The sequence below is a fragment of the Spirosoma fluminis genome, assembly GCF_054778895.1.
Map to the genome: position 1 here is coordinate 120,014 of NZ_BAAGZD010000019.1, position 17,003 is coordinate 137,016.

Sequence of the window (17,003 nt, forward strand, 5' to 3'; positions counted from 1 at the left end):
CATGAAAAAGCTCGCTATAGTTTCTGCACTGATCATCAGTCTGTCGGCTTGTCAGAAAGGCTTTCTTGATTTAAAGCCTCTATCGCAACCAAACGTAGATAATTTTTACAAGACGGCTAATGATTTCGGAAATGCCGTCAACGGCGCTTATGATGCACTTCAAAGTTCAAATCAATACGGAGGAGATTACAATACGTTAGTTGAAGCCAGGGGCGATAACGTACTGGACAACGATCCATCGTCCGGCTCAGGCTTACGGTATAATATCGATCGGTTTATTGAACCGACGACGAATACATTGCTGCGCGACACCTGGGGGAGTTTGTATGCAGGTATCAACCGGTGCAACCTTATTCTGGACAAGATCGACGCCGTATCGATGGATGCAACTTTGAAAGCTCGGTATAAAGGCGAAGCGCAGTTTATACGTGCCCTCTCCTATTTTAATCTGGTTCGGTTATGGGGCAAAGTACCGCTCGTGCTGAAAGCAGGCACTACGTCAGATGCTCGCTCGTACGTCCGTAATGAAGTAACGGATATTTATGCCGCCATCGAAAACGACCTGACAGCCGCAGCGGCAGGTCTACCCGCCAGCTATACAGGTAACGACGTGGGCAGAGCTACTTCTGGCGCAGCCAAAGGACTATTGGGAAAAGTTTATGTGACGGAGAAGAAGTACGATCTGGCAGTGCCTGTCCTGAGAGATCTCGTCAACGGAACTACGTATCAGTTACTTCCCAACATTGCCGATGTATTCGCCGTAACTAATAAAAATAACGCTGAACTTCTCTTCGCCGTCAAGTACAAGAAAGGCGGATCGCTTGGCGAAGGTCATGGCTCATGGTTTGGTACAAGCATTGGTGACATTATTGAACCCTCTCTACGAGCAGCGTATCCAGCAGGCGACAAACGGCTTCCTCTCACGGTGCAAGTACCGGTACCAAGCAGTATCAACGTAGTGCCCAGAAAATTCTATGATGAGCTATCAGGGACCAACGACGTCGGGAACGACTTTCCTGTATTACGCTTTGCAGACGTATTACTCTTATATGCAGAAGCATTAAACGAAGTGAGTTACCAAGCTGACGGCGAAGCGTTTAAAAGCCTTAACCGCGTACGGACCCGAGCAGGTGTTCCAAACTATACAGCAGCACAACTTTCAACAAAAGAAGCGTTTCGTACGGCTGTTATCAACGAACGGCGCCTTGAACTAGCCCTGGAGAGCGATCGCTGGTTCGATCTCATCCGAACGGGCACAGCCGTTGAAGCACTTAAAGTAACTGGCATTACTGTACCCGGTTATCGAGTGTTGTACCCGATTCCGCAGTCGGAGATTGACACGTATAATAACTCCACGAACTTCCCCCAGAATCAAGGCTATTAGCGGAGCCGGTTACACGATGAAGGACTACGTCTTAATAAGCATTAAGACGTAGTCCTTTTGTATTTGAAGCCATTTCACCTGTTTCTTCGTTCGTTTCACTTCTTACCAAACTAAACTTAATTCTGTATGGAACTGCCTGCCAATCAATCATAAATAGCTACGTCTCAAATATATACGTAAAAGTCTCAAAATCGGAAAGTGCAGTCAATAGGGTATGGCGTACTTAACCAGCTTATATAGATTCCATGCCCGTGTTCCACTATGAGCCTTTTACTATTGCCTGCTGACGACAATCGACTCAATAAGCTAATTAACAGTTAAGTCAGCTTTCTAAAAGTCAAAAAGACCCAAAATAATATTTAGGTTACCATTTGTTTAACCAGCAACTGGGGATGCAGCTTCATAAAATAAAAAGTTGCCCTTAGGCTGTACATATATACAGTTTTCCTACATATATTCACCCCATTAATTTTTGGATCTGGATTAGTATGGAACAGTCGGGCAGTGAATTCCTTCGGGGGACGTTAAAGACTATTGTTCTCAAGCTTTTAGCTGAGCAGGGACGGATGTATGGGTATGAGATTACACAATCGGTTAAAGAACGTACACAGGGCGAGGTAACGCTGACCTTTGGTGCCTTGTACCCGGTTCTGCACAAACTTGAACAGGATGGGCTGCTAATAACCGAATCCGTTGAGGTCGACGGTCGCCTACGTAAATATTATTCGCTCACCCCTACCGGCACCGCCACAGCTATCCGGAAAGTATCGGAATTCGAACGCTTTGTTGAGCATATGCGTACCCTTCTACAATCCTCTCCTGACGTAGCCCTCGGTAAATAACTCAACTCCATAAAGTCATGGAAAAGCTAAACCCGCAACAAGTAGCCCGGTTGTACGACCACCTGATCCAGCTAGGTACCAGTGATTCGCTCATCAGCGAACTGCTCGATCACCTCGCCTGTGAAGTTGAGTATTACATGTGGATTGGTCTCCCGTTTGAGCCGGCTTTCGACAAGGCCTTACTCGAAGCTAATGCTGGAAGCCTGCATCAACTCCGCAAAACGTACCAGAAAGAGCTTACTCTTACCGAAACCCAACTTCGCGAGGCAACCCTGGATGACATTGTCTTTCAGTTTCGGAATAAGGCGTATGGTGCCTATGACCTACGACGTACTTACCGGCAGACCTTACGGAATTCCATTATTATGACTCTGGGCATTTGCATGATGCTGATGGCCCTGGTTCAGATGATCAGTCGAGGTACCTGGTCGTATTGGAGTAGCTGGGGGGCAATTTGGCTGGTTGGTTTGATCGCCGTTACGTTCGCCGGATTCAGTTGGTATCTTCAGCATGAGCAGCAAAACGATTTGCCCGCCTATCAGTAAATACCTTTTCTTTTGAGGAATCCATTGGTTGCTATAAAATCACTTAGCCACTAAGGCTACGTACCCAAATCGCCTTAAAGTTAACTGCCAGCCAGCCTATAGGTTACTGGTAGAACAGGAGCTCCTGTTCTACAGACCGGGCTGTATATGGACTTACGATAGGTATTCAACCTGCTCCGCTACCCAGGTTACTTCTCCAAAAAAACAGGCTTACTTTTTGCACGCGACAGGTATAAAAAAGAGACGACCCGCTCAAGGAACAAGTCGTCTGCTAACACACCTAATTAAACAAAACTTAGTAGGTGAGATTGGTGGAGTTATACCTACGAGTGTAAGGGCAATTTGGTTTGCTGTCGAGGCATATCACGCATGAACATAGTAATGTACCTCAACAACTAAACCATTATCAGGTGCACGTAGTACGCCTTTTGGCAGATCGTAGCTCCAACTATTTTCAGTCAACCTGCTGACCAAGCAGTTGCCTACGAACAAGAGCGTCAATGGCAAAAAAGCCTTCGGAATACGTAGCGTGAGATCGGATCAGAATAGACCTGTTTAGCATTTTGCCCGGTCTTTTTAAGACGTATTCTGTGTTTTATAACTTTCCCGCAGCGCCACATCAAGGAATCCAAACATAGGCTATCTTTGCCCAGTTTTTACCCGCACGTGCAACAGTAAGGCGAAAGCCTATTATATGGAAGATAAGAAGCATTTAGACACCGTCACGGCTGCTGGCCTGCTGGTGGCAATGGGTATCATCTATGGCGATATCGGTACCTCGCCTTTATACGTGTTAAAGGCCGTCATTGGGCCTACCAAGCCTATTCAGGCAGAAATGGTGCGGGGAGCGCTCTCCTGTATTTTCTGGACAATTACCCTCCAAACTACCGTTAAATACGTCATTCTGGTTCTCCGGGCCGATAACAAGGGGGAAGGTGGCATTTTTTCATTGTACGCGCTGGTTCGTCGCCATGCCCGCTGGTTAACAATTCCGGCCATTATTGGGGGAAGTTCGCTGCTCGCCGACAGCATTATCACCCCACCGATTTCGGTATCTTCAGCGGTAGAAGGTTTGCGAATTCTGTACCCCAACATCGAGACGATTCCCATCGTCATTGCCATTCTATCGGTTCTATTTCTGATTCAATCGTTCGGTACGGGAGTTGTCGGTACGGCTTTTGGGCCCATAATGTTCGTATGGTTTACGATGCTCGGCGTGCTGGGGATTGTCAACATCATCGGTGACTTGAGCATTCTGGCTTCGTTTAACCCTTATTACGCGTATCGTTTTCTGACTGACTATCCCGGATCATTCTGGTTACTAGGGGCCGTATTCCTGTCCACAACCGGTGCCGAAGCGTTGTATTCCGATATGGGTCACTGCGGTCGGGGCAATATTCGCGCCAGCTGGGTCTACGTCAAAAGTTGCTTATTGCTAAATTACCTCGGCCAAGGGGCCTACGTTGAATCACTATCGGGCCAGGCGCTGGGCGAACGAAACCCGTTCTACGAACTGATGCCCGAGTGGTTCCTGATTATCGGCATTGCCATTGCTACGGCCGCCACCATCATTGCCAGCCAGGCGATGCTGAGCGGAGCTTTTACACTCATCAGCGAAGCCATCCGGTTGAATTTCTGGCCTAAGGTCAGGCTGCGCTACCCCAGCGTTCAGAAAGGTCAGCTCTACGTTCCCAGCATCAACTGGCTGCTGTTTTCGGGCTGCGTCGCCGTTGTCCTGTATTTCCAGGAGTCCTCGCGCATGGAAGCGGCCTATGGTCTGGCGATTACATTAACCATGTTAATGACTACAATTCTATTTAGTTATTACATGTACTCCCATAAGTACAATGCCTGGTTAGTTTTTACCTTCCTGATTTTCTACTTATGTATCGAAGGCAGCTTCCTCGTTGCCAACCTGGTTAAGTTTCCAGCGGGTGGTTGGGTATCTGTATTGATTGCCGGACTGATGGCCGCCATTATGATTATCTGGCTACAGGCGTTCCAGATTAAACTTCGTCTGACGGAATACGTCCGGATCGACCATTACATTCAGGCTATCAAAGAACTTAGCCGCGACATCAGTATTCCGAAATACGCTACCCACCTGGTGTTCATGAGCAACGCGGCCCGGCAGTCCGAGATCGAGTCCAAAATCATTTATTCCATCTTTCAGAAGCGGCCTAAACGCGCTGACATCTACTGGTTCGTCCACGTCGACACCACCGACGATCCATACACGATGGAGTATAAGGTAAACACCATTGCGCCGGACGACGCGTATAAAGTGACCTTCAAGCTGGGCTTCCGGGTTGAGCAACGTATCAATTTGTTCTTCCGGAAGGTGATCGAAGACATGGTGAAAAATAAGGAAGTGGACATCACCAGCCGGTACGAATCACTCAGCCGCCAGAACGTGATCGGCGACTTCCGGTTCGTGGTACTCGAAAAATTCCTGTCGTTCGAGAATGAGCTGCCGGTTCGCGAGCGATTCATCATGAACATTTACTTCACGGTAAAAAGCTTTACTACGCCCGAAGACCGCTGGTTCGGCCTAGATAGCAGCTCGGTCAAGGTCGAAAAAGTACCGCTGGTCATTCGCCCCGTCGAAAACGTCAAACTCAAACGAATTGCGAGTTGATTAAAGAGCGAAAGAGCGCAAGAGTGAAAAAGGGATATACCGCAACCGTTCACTCTTGCGCTCTTTCGCTCTATCACTCTTTCACTCTCTATTTATGAAAATTCTGATCACCGGCGGTGCCGGATTCGTTGGCTCATCGCTGGCCATTTCGCTTAAAAAGGACTATCCAACTTATCAGATTTTCGCCCTCGATAATTTAAAACGGCGCGGCTCTGAACTAAGCCTTTCACGACTGAAAGCCGTGGGAATCGAGTTTATCCACGGCGATATACGTAGCAAAGAAGATTTTGATGCGCTGCCCGCCGTTGATACGGTGATTGAAGCCTCCGCCGAACCTTCCGTACTGGCTGGCCTGGACGGCACGCCCGATTACCTGATTAACACCAATCTGTTTGGTACTGTAAACTGCCTCAACTACGCGCTGAAGCATAAGGCGAATTTCGTTTTTCTCTCAACGAGTCGAGTCTACCCGATCAAGACGATTGAAACGCTGGATTTCGCCGAAGCTGACACGCGTTTCGTCTTGACCGACGATCAACCCGTCGCTGGTGTATCTTCAAAGGGCATCGCCGAAAATTTCCCGCTGGATGGCGCGCGGTCGCTTTATGGCACGACCAAACTAGCGTCGGAGCTGCTGATCCAGGAGTACAATGAATTTTACGGACTGAAAACGGTCATCAACCGCTGCGGTGTCATCACCGGTCCGTGGCAAATGGGTAAAGTCGATCAGGGCGTAATGGTGCTCTGGATTGCCAAACATTACTTTGAGCAGCAGCTGGCGTACATTGGGTACGGCGGTACCGGCAAACAAACCCGCGATATGCTCCATATCGCTGACTTGTACCGGCTTATCGACTGGGAGCTGCACAACCTGGATACGGTCAACGGCGAAATTCTGAACGCGGGTGGTGGCAACGAAAGCAGTGCCTCCTTGCAGGAACTGACCAAAGTGTGCCAGGAAGTGACCGGCAAAACCATCCCCATCAAAGAGGTAACCGAAAACCGAGCCGCCGACATCCGGCTGTACATCACCGACAACACCAAAGTAATCCAACTCACCGGCTGGAAACCCGAACTCGGCATCCGCGAAATTGTGAGCGACATCCATGACTGGCTTAACGAAAACCGGGCCGCCCTGGAGCCGATTTTAAAGTAAGTTTTAGACGCCGGTTGTAGAAATGCGATCGGCGTTTTTATAGTCTATCACTCTTGTGTGTATACTCTTTCTTAGCTTAGATAAAATCTATCAATAGCACAGTTGACAATTTATTCAATCAAACAAGATAGCTCTTTCTTACAGTCTACAGTTGGTCTGAACCAGCAAGATGAACTACTTATTAAAAAATTTGAAAAAACCGGGTAAAAAGACATAGGCGGGTACTTTTATAAGATAAACTAGTTTGATCCTTGATACATGAATCAGTCAGATAACTCAATGTCAAATCCGAAACCGGCTGAAGGAGCGACCACCTCCCGTCGGCAGTTTCTACAAACCGGCGCTTTGGCAGCAACCAGTTTCCTTATTGTACCACGTCACGTATTAGGTGGCAAAGGGTTCATCGCACCAAGCGATAAGCTCAACATCGCGGGGGTAGGCGTAGCGGGTAAAGGTTTTTCGGATACCAATAACGCCTTCAACAAAGGAGCGAACAACATGGTAGCCCTATGCGACGTGGATTGGGGACGCGATCAGGTGAAAAAGAACTTTGAACAGCATCCGAACGCGAAGCGGTATAAAGACTTCCGCGAGATGCTCGATAAGGAAGGTAAAAACATTGATGCAGTGACTGTATCAACCGCCGATCATACGCACGCGGTTGTTGCCATGGCCGCTATGCAGCGGGGCAAGCACGTATACGTGCAGAAGCCATTAACCCATAATATCTACGAAGCCCGGATGCTGACCGAAGCGGCCCGCAAATACAAAGTGGTAACGCAGATGGGTAACCAGGGTTCATCGAACCCGCAGCAGAAGCAAATGGTCGAGTGGTTCGACAAAGGCCTGGTCGGCAATGTACATACTGTTTATTTGTGGACCAACCGCCCTGTATGGCCACAGGGTATACCAGTGCCTCAGCCTGTGGCCGAAGTACCGGCTGATCTCGACTGGGATCTGTGGATCGGACCCGCTCAAAAGGTAGGCTACACCCCTCAATATCATCCGTTCAAATGGCGCGGCTGGTGGAACTTCGGTGCCGGTGCACTGGGCGATATCGGTTGCCATATCATGGACGTACCGTTCCGCGTTTTGGGCCTGGGCTATCCAACCGAAGTTGAGACCAGCATCGGCCAGGTGTTCCTGAAGGACTGGACACCCGAATACATTCCGGAAGGTTGCCCACCTTCGTCGCACGTGGAGTTGAAATTCCCCGCGTCAGCGAAGAACAAGTCAGAGATTAAGATGGTGTGGATGGATGGCGGTCTTCGTCCGTTCCGGCCCGATATGCTGCCCGCCAACGAACCGTTCCCTGAAAACGGCGAGAACGGCGTATTCCTGATTGGTGATAAAGGGTTAATTGCCTGTGGTATGTACGGCGATGATCCAAAATTGTACACGAAAAGCGGACAGAAAATGGAAGCCGCGCCGAAGCCGAAGAGTGACGTGCCCGAGAATGGTCACCAGGTTCTCTGGACAGAAGCCTGCAAAGCTGGCTTTAACAGCAAAGAACATAAGGCGCTTACGTCGTCGTTTGACTTTGCGGGTCCGCTTACCGAGTCAGTGCTGATGGGTAACCTCGCCATTCGCAGCTACACGCTCCGTACGCCCAAAGCCGATGGGCGTGGCTTCAACTACCCCGGTCGTAAGAAGCTGACCTGGGATGGTAAAAATATGAAGATCACGAACTTCGATGAAGCTAATCAATTCGTGTCACGTAAGTACCGCGAAGGCTGGTCGTTAACAACGTAGTTTGCTCAGTCTGATCTGTAACTCCGACAGGAACGGTCTGCCGTTGCGGTGTCGGAGCTACGCAGGAAACCGCTCGAAAGGGCGGTTTTTTATTTTCTGCCTACTTGATAACTAGAATAAACAACGCCCGCGCCAGCCGGTTCTGTCTTCAAAATCAACGGATAACAGCATGAAGCGGATAGTGAGTTGGTTAGGCCTAGTTGGTATAATGCTGGCCTGCGGGGGCGAAAATACGTCGCCGAACGTATAAGTACCCGGCAGTGAAAAGTCTGGGAAACGAAGGTGATGGAGGCTGGCGCAGCGGCTATTCAGGATAAAACGCCCATTGGCAAGCTAACTATCTATCTCAACGGCTTTCCCTTCTACAACGGTCAGCTTAACGGACAAATGGAAGCCCATCATTATTGCGCTAAACTTAATGAAGACGTAACGCAGTGCCTCATCTATGACGGCAACGGCGACAGCGCCAAAATCATGGGCGTTGAACACATCATTTCCGAAAAGCTGTTCATGACCTTGCCCGCCGATGAGAAGAAACTCTGGCACAGCCACCGGTATGAGGTCAAGAGTGGCGAACTAATTGCGCCCGGCCTGCCCAAAGTGGCCGAACACGAATTGATGGAGCAGGTTGTCTCAACCTATGGCAAGACCTGGCACACCTGGCATACCAATCAGGATATTGAACTGCCTTTCGCCAATCCGGCGCTGATGATGGGCTTTACCAGAGACGGGCAACTCAACCCAAAACTCGTTCAGGACCGTGACAAACGCTTTAACGTATCAACCGAAGAAAACCGAAAGAACCGGGCCGATATACCCGATCCGACTCATCAACCCGGTGCCGATTCCTGGGAAACAGGCGAAATTATTCAGTTGCCCGCGCTAACCGGCCACAAACACCAGCACGTTAAGCAAGATAGCTTCAAGGACGAGAAACCGATGAAATAGACGGTCATTGCGGTAAGTAAAACGAGTGGAATACGTTACATGGTGAACGTGTTCCACTCGTTTTACTTACCGCACTTAAAGCGATACCATTTAGGCCCTTCTCACAAAAAGAGACCGCGCGAGGGTACGTAGCCGCTCGTGAGCAACGTAAGCCCAGATCAGCAGCATATACATCGAAAAATCCTGGTACGATACAGGCAGTGCGATGCTGTTGAAATAGTAGCGGGTAACCGTAAAATCGAGGGTTGGCGTGAAACCTACCAGGTTTTCATAACCTAGAATAAGGGTTAGCCCTAAGACATAGAACAGATACTGTGGTTTGCGAAATGCCCACAGGATGCCTACCAGTGCGGTAGCACCAAAGCCAGCGTAATGCTGCCAGGTTAAGGTTAAGTCGGTGGTTGACGCAATGTAAACTGAATAAGCCTGAACGGCGGCCAGGACTCCTAAAATAAGCCCGTAGCCATAGAATTCCTTTAATTGAGCACGCTGCATAAACGAGTTGATTGAGTAAAGAGGAGATTAAGCATGTTAAAAATACATGCAAAACCGCTAAATAGATCGGTTATATAGAATTATTTTTTCTTAACTCCCTCATTAAAAAATACTACCAGCCCATCCTTTCCAGCTACCACAAGGTCATTGCGGCCGGTTTTGTGCAAATCGGCCACGGCAAAGTAAATACCCGTTCCTTTACCTACGCCAGCGGGCCCGTACGTAATGTCGTGTTTTGTAAACTGCTTACGCGCCATATCCCAGGTAAAATAATACAAACCGACGGGGTCGTCGGCACCGGGGTCATTGTCGTTGTGCGCCCGGAATCGCTTACCCGTTATCAACTCAGGACGGCCATCGCCAGTAATATCAATCCATTCCAGACAGTGATATTGCGAGTTCTTATCGTCGATCAGGTGTTTCGTCCAGCCCCGCTGCCCGTTTGCACCCTGCGTTTGCTCATACCAGTGCAGGCCGTATCCGTGCCCCTGTCCAACAATGAGATCGTTACGTCGGTCACCATTGACATCCGCTACAATAACGGGTACGCTGGCCGTTCCTAAGGCAAACTCCCTGTGTAAAGTCCACGGACCGGCATTGCGGTCAACCGGTGCTTCGAGCCAGCCATCACTGACAATAAAATCGCCACGGCCGTCGGCATTGATATCCCCAAAGCCCAGGCCATGGCCCTGCGTAGGAGCTACGTTAACCGTCTGAAACTGATTAGGCCCGGTCAATTTCAGGTACTTTAAGGGATGATTTGGGTTATTGGGTACAATTTCGACTACACCATCGCCATCGACATCCCAGGCGCGGGTAGTCTCTACGTTCCCTACCTTAGCAATATCGTGCGAGGGCCACAGGCCTTTTTTACCCGGATTTTCGACCCAGCGTAACGTAGCGTTAAACCAGCCGCCCGTTACGAAATCCATCCGGCCGTCGGCGTTTACATCGAGCGGTATGGTTGAGAAATCATCGTAGTATTGGTCTTGCCGAACCTGATCGCTGATTAATTGTCGACGCCAGAAGCGAGGGCCTTTGTACCAGAAATCGCCGGAAACAACATCGAGGGTATCATCTTTGTCTACATCAAATACGCCAACCGATTCAAAGCTTTCAGCCGCAATAAACTGCCGATTAAAACGCACCGTAGGCTCCGGAGCCGGCGGGGTGAACATCGAAAAAGAATACAAAACAAACAGGGAGCCAATTCGCTGAGCTACGTTCATAATCAATAAGGTTAAGCGCGGGTGTTAGGCAGGTTAAACGTTGTTCGTGTTACGTTCTAACAATATTCACAAATCATCGATCAGGTACTTTCCTACTCTTTCCTGTTCATCAAGCGCTGCGAATAACGCATCAGACCGATTTAATCAGCACTGTACCTGATCCGGAAACGGCATACTGGTAATGCCCCATCCGTAACAAGTCAACGCTGGCTTAACTTACCAATGCCTTCCGGTAGGCGCTGGGCGTCTGTCCGGTTATAGCGCGAAACGTTTTGTTGAAGTGCGACAGATTATTGAATCCAACCGTGAAACTTACGTCAGCAACCGTTCGGGACGATTGCAGCAGCCGCCGGGCCTGATTGACACGGTATTCGTTGACAAAATCCGTAAACGTCAGGTGCGTCATGCGCTTGAAATAGCGACAGAAGGCCGGAACGGTCATGCTGGCCAGATCAGCCACGGCCTGGATGTTCACGGGTTCAGCGTAGTGCTGCTCAACGTGCTGACACACCCGGTTGATACGTTCCTGCTCTTTCGGATTCAGGTCAAACCGAACCCCGTCGGCATGTAATAATTCGGCATCCGAGGCATCGGCTAACTGCTGTAAAATTTGAAGCAACGTTAAAAACCGCTCAAAAGGCGGCTGGTTGGGCAATTGCGTCAGCCAGGCACCAACCCGTTGTTTGGTTTCCGGCCCGAAGACAAGTCCCCGATGCGCCCGCTCGAACAGCCGCCGAACCGTTGCCAGTTCCGGTTTCTGTAGAAAGGCATCGCCCATGAAGTCTTCCCGCATCTGCACGACAATTTCTTCGTACTGCCCTTCTTTACCATAGCTGAAATTCAGGTGCGGCAGGTTTGGGCCGATAAAAGCCAGCTCGCCCGATTCATAGCGCGATACGTTAGTACCCACCCGTCGCCGACCGTCTCCGGCGGGTATATAAACAATCTCGTATTCAGGGTGGTAGTGCCAGTACACCCCACAGGTTTCTACCTCTGTGTGATGGATAACCCGAAACGAGCTACCAGCCTCGGGTTCTATTTTCTCGAATTGCAATTTCATAGGCGTAACCCGGACGTGATCATCCGGTTATAAATACCGTTTAGAGCAATCTGAACTTGTCTACTCGGCCTGTAGTCTTGAAACCGATCTCAGTGTTTATACGTTTATATACTATCAACTTGCTTCAAATATTGGTATGAAACAAATTCATTTATATGTACTTAGCCTGCTCCTGCTGGCCGGTTGCGTTCAGGGTCAGTCGAACGACTACGCGTTTGCCAAACTTCCGGCTTTGAAACCCGGTGAGGCCGTGGCCACCTTTGCGGGCGGCTGCTTCTGGGCACTGGAAGAAGGCATGAACCAGCTCAAAGGCGTCCGCGAGGTGGTGTCCGGCTACGCAGGCGGTAATGTCAAAAACCCGACCTATGAGCAGGTTGGCACTGACCAGACCGGCCATGCTGAATCGGTTCAGGTTTACTACGATCCGAAGGTGATTACCTATGCCCAATTGCTCGACGCTTTTTTTGCGGGCCATGACCCTACGACTTTAAACCGCCAGGGCCCTGACGTTGGCCGTGATTACCGCTCGGCTGCCTTTTACCGGACCCCTGCCGAGAAAGCCGAAATTTTGGCCGCCATCAAGCGTACAAACGACTCAAAGCACTACGCGAATCCGGTCGTAACGGAAGTATTGCCGTTGACCGCTTTCTACCCAGCCGAGAATTATCACCAGAATTATTTTGCCCTGCACCCCGACCAGCCTTACATCCAGCGTGTGTCGTTACCCAAGGTCGAAAAGCTGCGCAAAGCTATGGCAGGGCATTTGAAAAATAATACGTCGTTAACAATGAAATAATCGTTCTAATCCCATAACGGGTAATAGAGCACTAGAAAAAGCCAATAGATTAGAAAAATAGCCGGTACGTACCGGCTATTTTTGTGCCATGAATACAACCGTTTTATTTAACCGACCACGCCGAAGTTTATTCATACGTAACCTGCTGACCATCTTCCTGAATCCACAGGCGCTGGCGGTCGGCCTGGTGTTTGCCTCAGATAGTATTTTGCTGGGTAGCTGGGTAGCCCACATTCCGTACGTAAAAGACAAGCTACACCTGTCGGACGCGCAACTGGGTTTTCTACTGTTTGCGATGCCGGTCGGTCTGCTGATTATGAATCCGTTTACGGGCTGGATCATTGCCCGGCTTGGCGAAGCGCGTTCCTGCTTCTGGTCGGCAATTGCGTTAACATTTGCCGTTTGCATTCCCTTGAATGCGCCAAACGCGATAATAATGGCCATTGGGTTATTCCTGATGGGTGTCAGCGCAGCCCTGATTAACGTAGCGATGAACACCAGCGCGACCAATCTGGAACGGGCTCAGGGGATTGCTATTATGTCGTCCTGCCACGGCATGTGGAGTCTGGGCGGACTGATCGGTTCAGGTATTGCCGGTGCCGTAATTGCACTGCACGTGTCTCCACAGATACATATTATGGTAATGGCGGCATTGATTTTAGGTCTAACATTCTTGTTACAGCCACAGCTAGCTAAAATTCCGTCGAGCAGCCGGTCGGAATCGGGTGAGAAAACAGGTTCATCGTTTGTAAAGCCCAATCTGGATCTATTGCTTATGATCCTGATTGGGTTAGCCATTGCGATGGGCGAAGGCGTTGCGTTAGACTGGAGCGCCGTTTACCTGCGTCAGACACTCGGAGCCAGCAGTCAGATTGCCGCTTTAGGCTTTGCCAGCTTCTCGCTAACAATGACCGGTTTTCGCCTGTTCGGCGACGCGATTATTCCTAAAATTGGAGGTAAACGCTGGCTATTTTTTGGTGGGCTGCTGGGCGCGGTTGGTTTGCTGGTAGCCATTGCGCTTCCCTATCCCGCAACTGCCTTACTTGGGTTTGCCTTGCTCGGTGCGGGCTGTTCACTTGGCGCACCGATTCTGTATGGAGCATCCATGCGGATTCCGGGCATTCCGCCAGCCGCTGGATTGGCTACGTTCGCTACGTTTAGCTTTATTGGCTTTTTGGCCGGGCCTCCGGTCATTGGTTTCGTCGCTGAAGCGTTTGGCCTGTATTACGGCTTGGCGTTTGTCGCCCTGATCCTCCTTATCTCTGCAGGACTCGCTCGACTTGTCAGCTTATTTTAACGTGACTCGCAGCTAGAAAGCTTACACGTAGCCCCGCTACGCCAGCAAAGTGATGGGTTATAAATCAATTGACTTATACCAATTTGTAATTCAGATTATTTTAAAACTTAGTTATTCGTTATTGACTGCCAAGGCCATCAGGTACCACGCTGCGTGTGGTAGCCATTGTTCAGCCCACCGCCAGTCAGCGTCTTTTCCCGTCATTTTGTAGGACAGGTTGAAATCAATGTCCTCTTCGTCGTGTAGTCCCGACGTAACGCCGTTGACAATACCGCCTGGCGCATTCGTGTACTCAAACGTACCAAAGAATCCATAAGATGGGTTGTTATGACCGCTGCCCTGTAGCATACAGGCATCGTACGGATTTAGTCCCAGAATCCAGTTCAGTTGATTGAGCGCAAAGTCTTCGAGTTTTGCCTGAAACGCCTTATCGTCACTGAACAGCGGAGCGCTCAAACGGGCGGCTGTGGCCATAGACGCAATACGGGCATTTTCTCCCTGCCACCAGGGCGAGGCTTCGCTGCCGTGCGGAAAGAAGAACGTAGTACGTCGTTTGCCAAGTGTATCCTGCACTAACTGCCGACTGTAGCCAAACGGATTTTTGACTTCCTGCGTTACCGACAGTTCATACGTCATAGATTGCCGGATGACTTGCCTAATCGCCTTCTGTTTGTCGGCGGATGCCAGTGGGTAATATTCTATTAAACTGGTCACGGGCAAACCGGCGTCGGACGGATGAAAGAACGGCCGATCCTGATCATCAGCCCGCCAATAGTTTCGATACGTTTTCCAGGATGCCAGTCGGTTCAATAAGTTCTGAGCCCGTTTGTCAGCCGCTTTCCGATACGTATCCTGCTGGGTAGCCCTGTATAGTTCCGTGGCAGCGGTCAGCGCGCAGTAATCATCCACGATATTTTCTTTGCCATCGTTGGTCATTGCGGGGTTCTCTTTCTCCAGAAACGCAAAGGCCTGCTCGGCGGCTCGCCGGTAATCAGCGGGCCCGAAATCACCCGTCTGATCCGGCGCATACGTAGCCGCCATTGCCAGGGCCGCAATGGCCATACCCCCACCCGACCGGTAACTCACCTGATACCGACGCCAGTTTGTTTCGTCAGCCGTAGTAGCTAATGTCTGGTCTTTCGACTGCTTGATCCGATAGGCTTTGTCTTCCGCCTGAATAACCCGATCTTTTGCCAGTTTACCCGGCCCCGGCGCTTTCACGGAGCGGTAAAAGGAGCCGTCTTTAGCTTGCATTCGTACCAGATAATCAGCGCCATACATGGCCTCATCCAGCAGTCGGCGGTTGAACTGCCGAAAGTCAGCGCCTTTGCGCTTCGTCAGTTGCGCGTAGCTTTTTAGTAAACTGTAAGCCGTCAGCGTAATTTGCTGCGGATTGAAGTAGGACGAAAACGTCAGGTGCGAAAGATGCTTGCCATAGTCGCCCGTGGCATCGTACCAGCCGCCGTGCACGTCGAGTGTATCAGTCGCGCTACCCGCCAGCACCAGCTTGCGGTCCGCTTTATCCAGCAGTCCGGAGCTTCGCTGCCCTTTAAAGTAATAGATTACGTCCGACAGCGTGTACTGCTCCAGTACGTTCCTGCCAATCACGAACGGATAAGATGATACGTTTTTACCCGGCGTTGTAATTTGTACCTGATACGTTCCCTCCGTAGTGTACGCGCTGAAATCGACCGTCCAGAACAGCCAGTTTTTCCACTTGTTGACTGGTCCGCTATAGACCGGCTTGCCCGAGTAAACGACTTTGCCCGTTCCCGTATTGATGAGCTGAAACGTTGGAATCGAGACCTGGCGATCCGCCATCACCATCGCCCGTTTGGCTTTTGCCGGTTCATAGCCCACCTGATTTGTCAGCACTTTAACGCCCTGAGCCCGAAGCAGAAACGAAGCCAGAACGAAGCCGACCAGACTAACTAATTTTAGCAGTTTTTTAAGCATCGTATACTATGGATAACACCTGAATCACAATGACATCGGCGTTCCGTTTAATCAGTAGATCAGTTGCCAGCACCCCACAATATGGCATTCCGGACGATTTTCACGAACGCGTCGTTCCTGAACAGAGTAGGGTCATGGCCCATAAAAATATAGACGTTACGAGCTTTCATTCGCTCGTTGGACCAGATCACCGGATGATCGCCCCCCATTTTTATGGTTGATTCGGGCGAATACGTAGTCTCATCGACGGTGGCCAGTACGTTTACATTGGGGCGAGGGCTTTTATCGTAGGTATACCACTCTTCTTTCTCAACCGCAAACGTAGCGGGCAAACCTTTCATCACCGGATGGCTATTCGCTTCGACATGCACGGTTGCTTTGGCGAAGGTAGCGATGTAGTTTTTATACCGGATACCGCCCATAAATTCCGAAAACCAGGGCCACATCGCGTAGCCATCGAACTCGCCCAGCAACGTAGCGTGATGAAAGCCGACCCAGCCGCCCCCTTTTCCGTCTGTAATATATCTGCGAAACGCTTCTTTAGCCGTATCTGTCCACATATACGGTGGATAATTCAGTTGAACAAATAGCTGATACCTCGCCAGAAACGCATCGTTGATCGGTTCCGTATTCTCGATGTACTCAACAGTAAAATTGTTCTCCGACGCTACCTGTGCCAGCCATTTTTTAGCCTCTGCAACGAAAGGAGCATGGACACCCCCACCCTTTTCGGCAAGGGCCACCACTTTAAATTGAGGCTTTTGCCCAACTACTGCGGACGTGAAGCCCACTAGAAATAAGAGGAGTAAGTAGTAAATCCGGCGCGGAACGGCCGTTCGATTTTGCATTCTGTCTTTCAATGTGCAGCGTACCTGTTTAGAGCGGTAAAAGTAAACAAGGAATGG

The 17,003-nt window shown here is 49.9% G+C and carries 14 protein-coding genes; 9 read left to right on the plus strand and 5 right to left on the minus strand.

The window, feature by feature from the left end; all coding sequences use genetic code 11:
• Position 1: 1 nt before the first annotated feature.
• The 7 genes from ACYVBJ_RS19520 (at position 2) to ACYVBJ_RS19550 (ending at position 9,265) form a co-directional block, all read left to right on the plus strand.
• Positions 2–1,384, plus strand: coding sequence for a RagB/SusD family nutrient uptake outer membrane protein (locus tag ACYVBJ_RS19520; RefSeq protein WP_460983985.1), 1,383 nt, complete (start codon positions 2–4; stop codon positions 1,382–1,384).
• Between the two features lie 488 nt (positions 1,385–1,872).
• A complete protein-coding gene (locus ACYVBJ_RS19525; protein WP_460983986.1) occupies positions 1,873–2,226 on the plus strand; it encodes a PadR family transcriptional regulator in 354 nt (117 codons plus the stop codon).
• 17 nt (positions 2,227–2,243) lie between these two features.
• Complete coding sequence (locus ACYVBJ_RS19530) at positions 2,244–2,771, plus strand: hypothetical protein (protein ID WP_460983987.1); 528 nt, start codon at positions 2,244–2,246, stop codon at positions 2,769–2,771.
• Between the two features lie 694 nt (positions 2,772–3,465).
• Positions 3,466–5,409: a KUP/HAK/KT family potassium transporter gene (locus ACYVBJ_RS19535; RefSeq protein ID WP_460983988.1), complete on the plus strand. Its 1,944-nt coding sequence runs from the start codon at positions 3,466–3,468 to the stop codon at positions 5,407–5,409.
• Between the two features lie 94 nt (positions 5,410–5,503).
• On the plus strand, positions 5,504–6,565 hold the full coding sequence (locus ACYVBJ_RS19540) for an NAD-dependent epimerase/dehydratase family protein (protein ID WP_460983989.1): 1,062 nt from the start codon (positions 5,504–5,506) through the stop codon (positions 6,563–6,565).
• A gap of 258 nt (positions 6,566–6,823) precedes the next feature.
• Positions 6,824–8,317, plus strand: a complete 1,494-nt coding sequence (locus ACYVBJ_RS19545; protein WP_460983990.1) for a Gfo/Idh/MocA family protein — start codon at positions 6,824–6,826, stop codon at positions 8,315–8,317.
• 285 nt (positions 8,318–8,602) lie between these two features.
• A complete protein-coding gene (locus ACYVBJ_RS19550) occupies positions 8,603–9,265 on the plus strand; it encodes an OBAP family protein (protein ID WP_460983991.1) in 663 nt (220 codons plus the stop codon).
• A gap of 90 nt (positions 9,266–9,355) precedes the next feature.
• Here the strand turns inward: ACYVBJ_RS19550 and ACYVBJ_RS19555 are convergent, their stop codons facing one another.
• The 3 genes from ACYVBJ_RS19555 to ACYVBJ_RS19565 all read right to left on the minus strand — a co-directional run bounded on the left by ACYVBJ_RS19555 (position 9,356) and on the right by ACYVBJ_RS19565 (position 12,049).
• A complete protein-coding gene (locus tag ACYVBJ_RS19555) occupies positions 9,356–9,760 on the minus strand; it encodes a hypothetical protein (RefSeq protein WP_460983992.1) in 405 nt (134 codons plus the stop codon).
• 80 nt (positions 9,761–9,840) lie between these two features.
• Entirely contained in the window at positions 9,841–10,938 is a 1,098-nt protein-coding gene (locus ACYVBJ_RS19560; RefSeq protein WP_460984153.1) for an FG-GAP repeat domain-containing protein, read from the minus strand.
• A gap of 262 nt (positions 10,939–11,200) precedes the next feature.
• A complete protein-coding gene (locus ACYVBJ_RS19565; protein ID WP_460983993.1) occupies positions 11,201–12,049 on the minus strand; it encodes a helix-turn-helix domain-containing protein in 849 nt (282 codons plus the stop codon).
• 136 nt (positions 12,050–12,185) lie between these two features.
• Between ACYVBJ_RS19565 and msrA the strand changes: the two genes are divergently transcribed.
• The gene (gene msrA / locus ACYVBJ_RS19570; RefSeq protein WP_460983994.1) at positions 12,186–12,845 is read left to right on the plus strand and encodes a peptide-methionine (S)-S-oxide reductase MsrA; all 660 of its coding nucleotides are present in this window, start codon (positions 12,186–12,188) and stop codon (positions 12,843–12,845) included.
• Positions 12,846–12,933: 88 nt separating this feature from the next.
• Positions 12,934–14,142 carry an MFS transporter gene (locus ACYVBJ_RS19575; RefSeq protein ID WP_460983995.1) on the plus strand — a complete coding sequence of 403 codons (1,209 nt, stop codon included), beginning with the start codon at positions 12,934–12,936 and terminating at the stop codon, positions 14,140–14,142.
• A 111-nt stretch (positions 14,143–14,253) separates the two neighbouring features.
• Here ACYVBJ_RS19575 and ACYVBJ_RS19580 read toward each other — a convergent pair whose 3' ends face one another.
• Both ACYVBJ_RS19580 and ACYVBJ_RS19585 read right to left on the minus strand, forming a co-directional pair.
• Positions 14,254–16,098, minus strand: coding sequence for a glycoside hydrolase family 9 protein (locus tag ACYVBJ_RS19580; protein ID WP_460983996.1), 1,845 nt, complete (start codon positions 16,096–16,098; stop codon positions 14,254–14,256).
• Positions 16,099–16,157: 59 nt separating this feature from the next.
• A complete protein-coding gene (locus tag ACYVBJ_RS19585; RefSeq protein ID WP_460983997.1) occupies positions 16,158–16,946 on the minus strand; it encodes a ThuA domain-containing protein in 789 nt (262 codons plus the stop codon).
• Between the last annotated feature and the right edge of the window lie 57 nt (positions 16,947–17,003).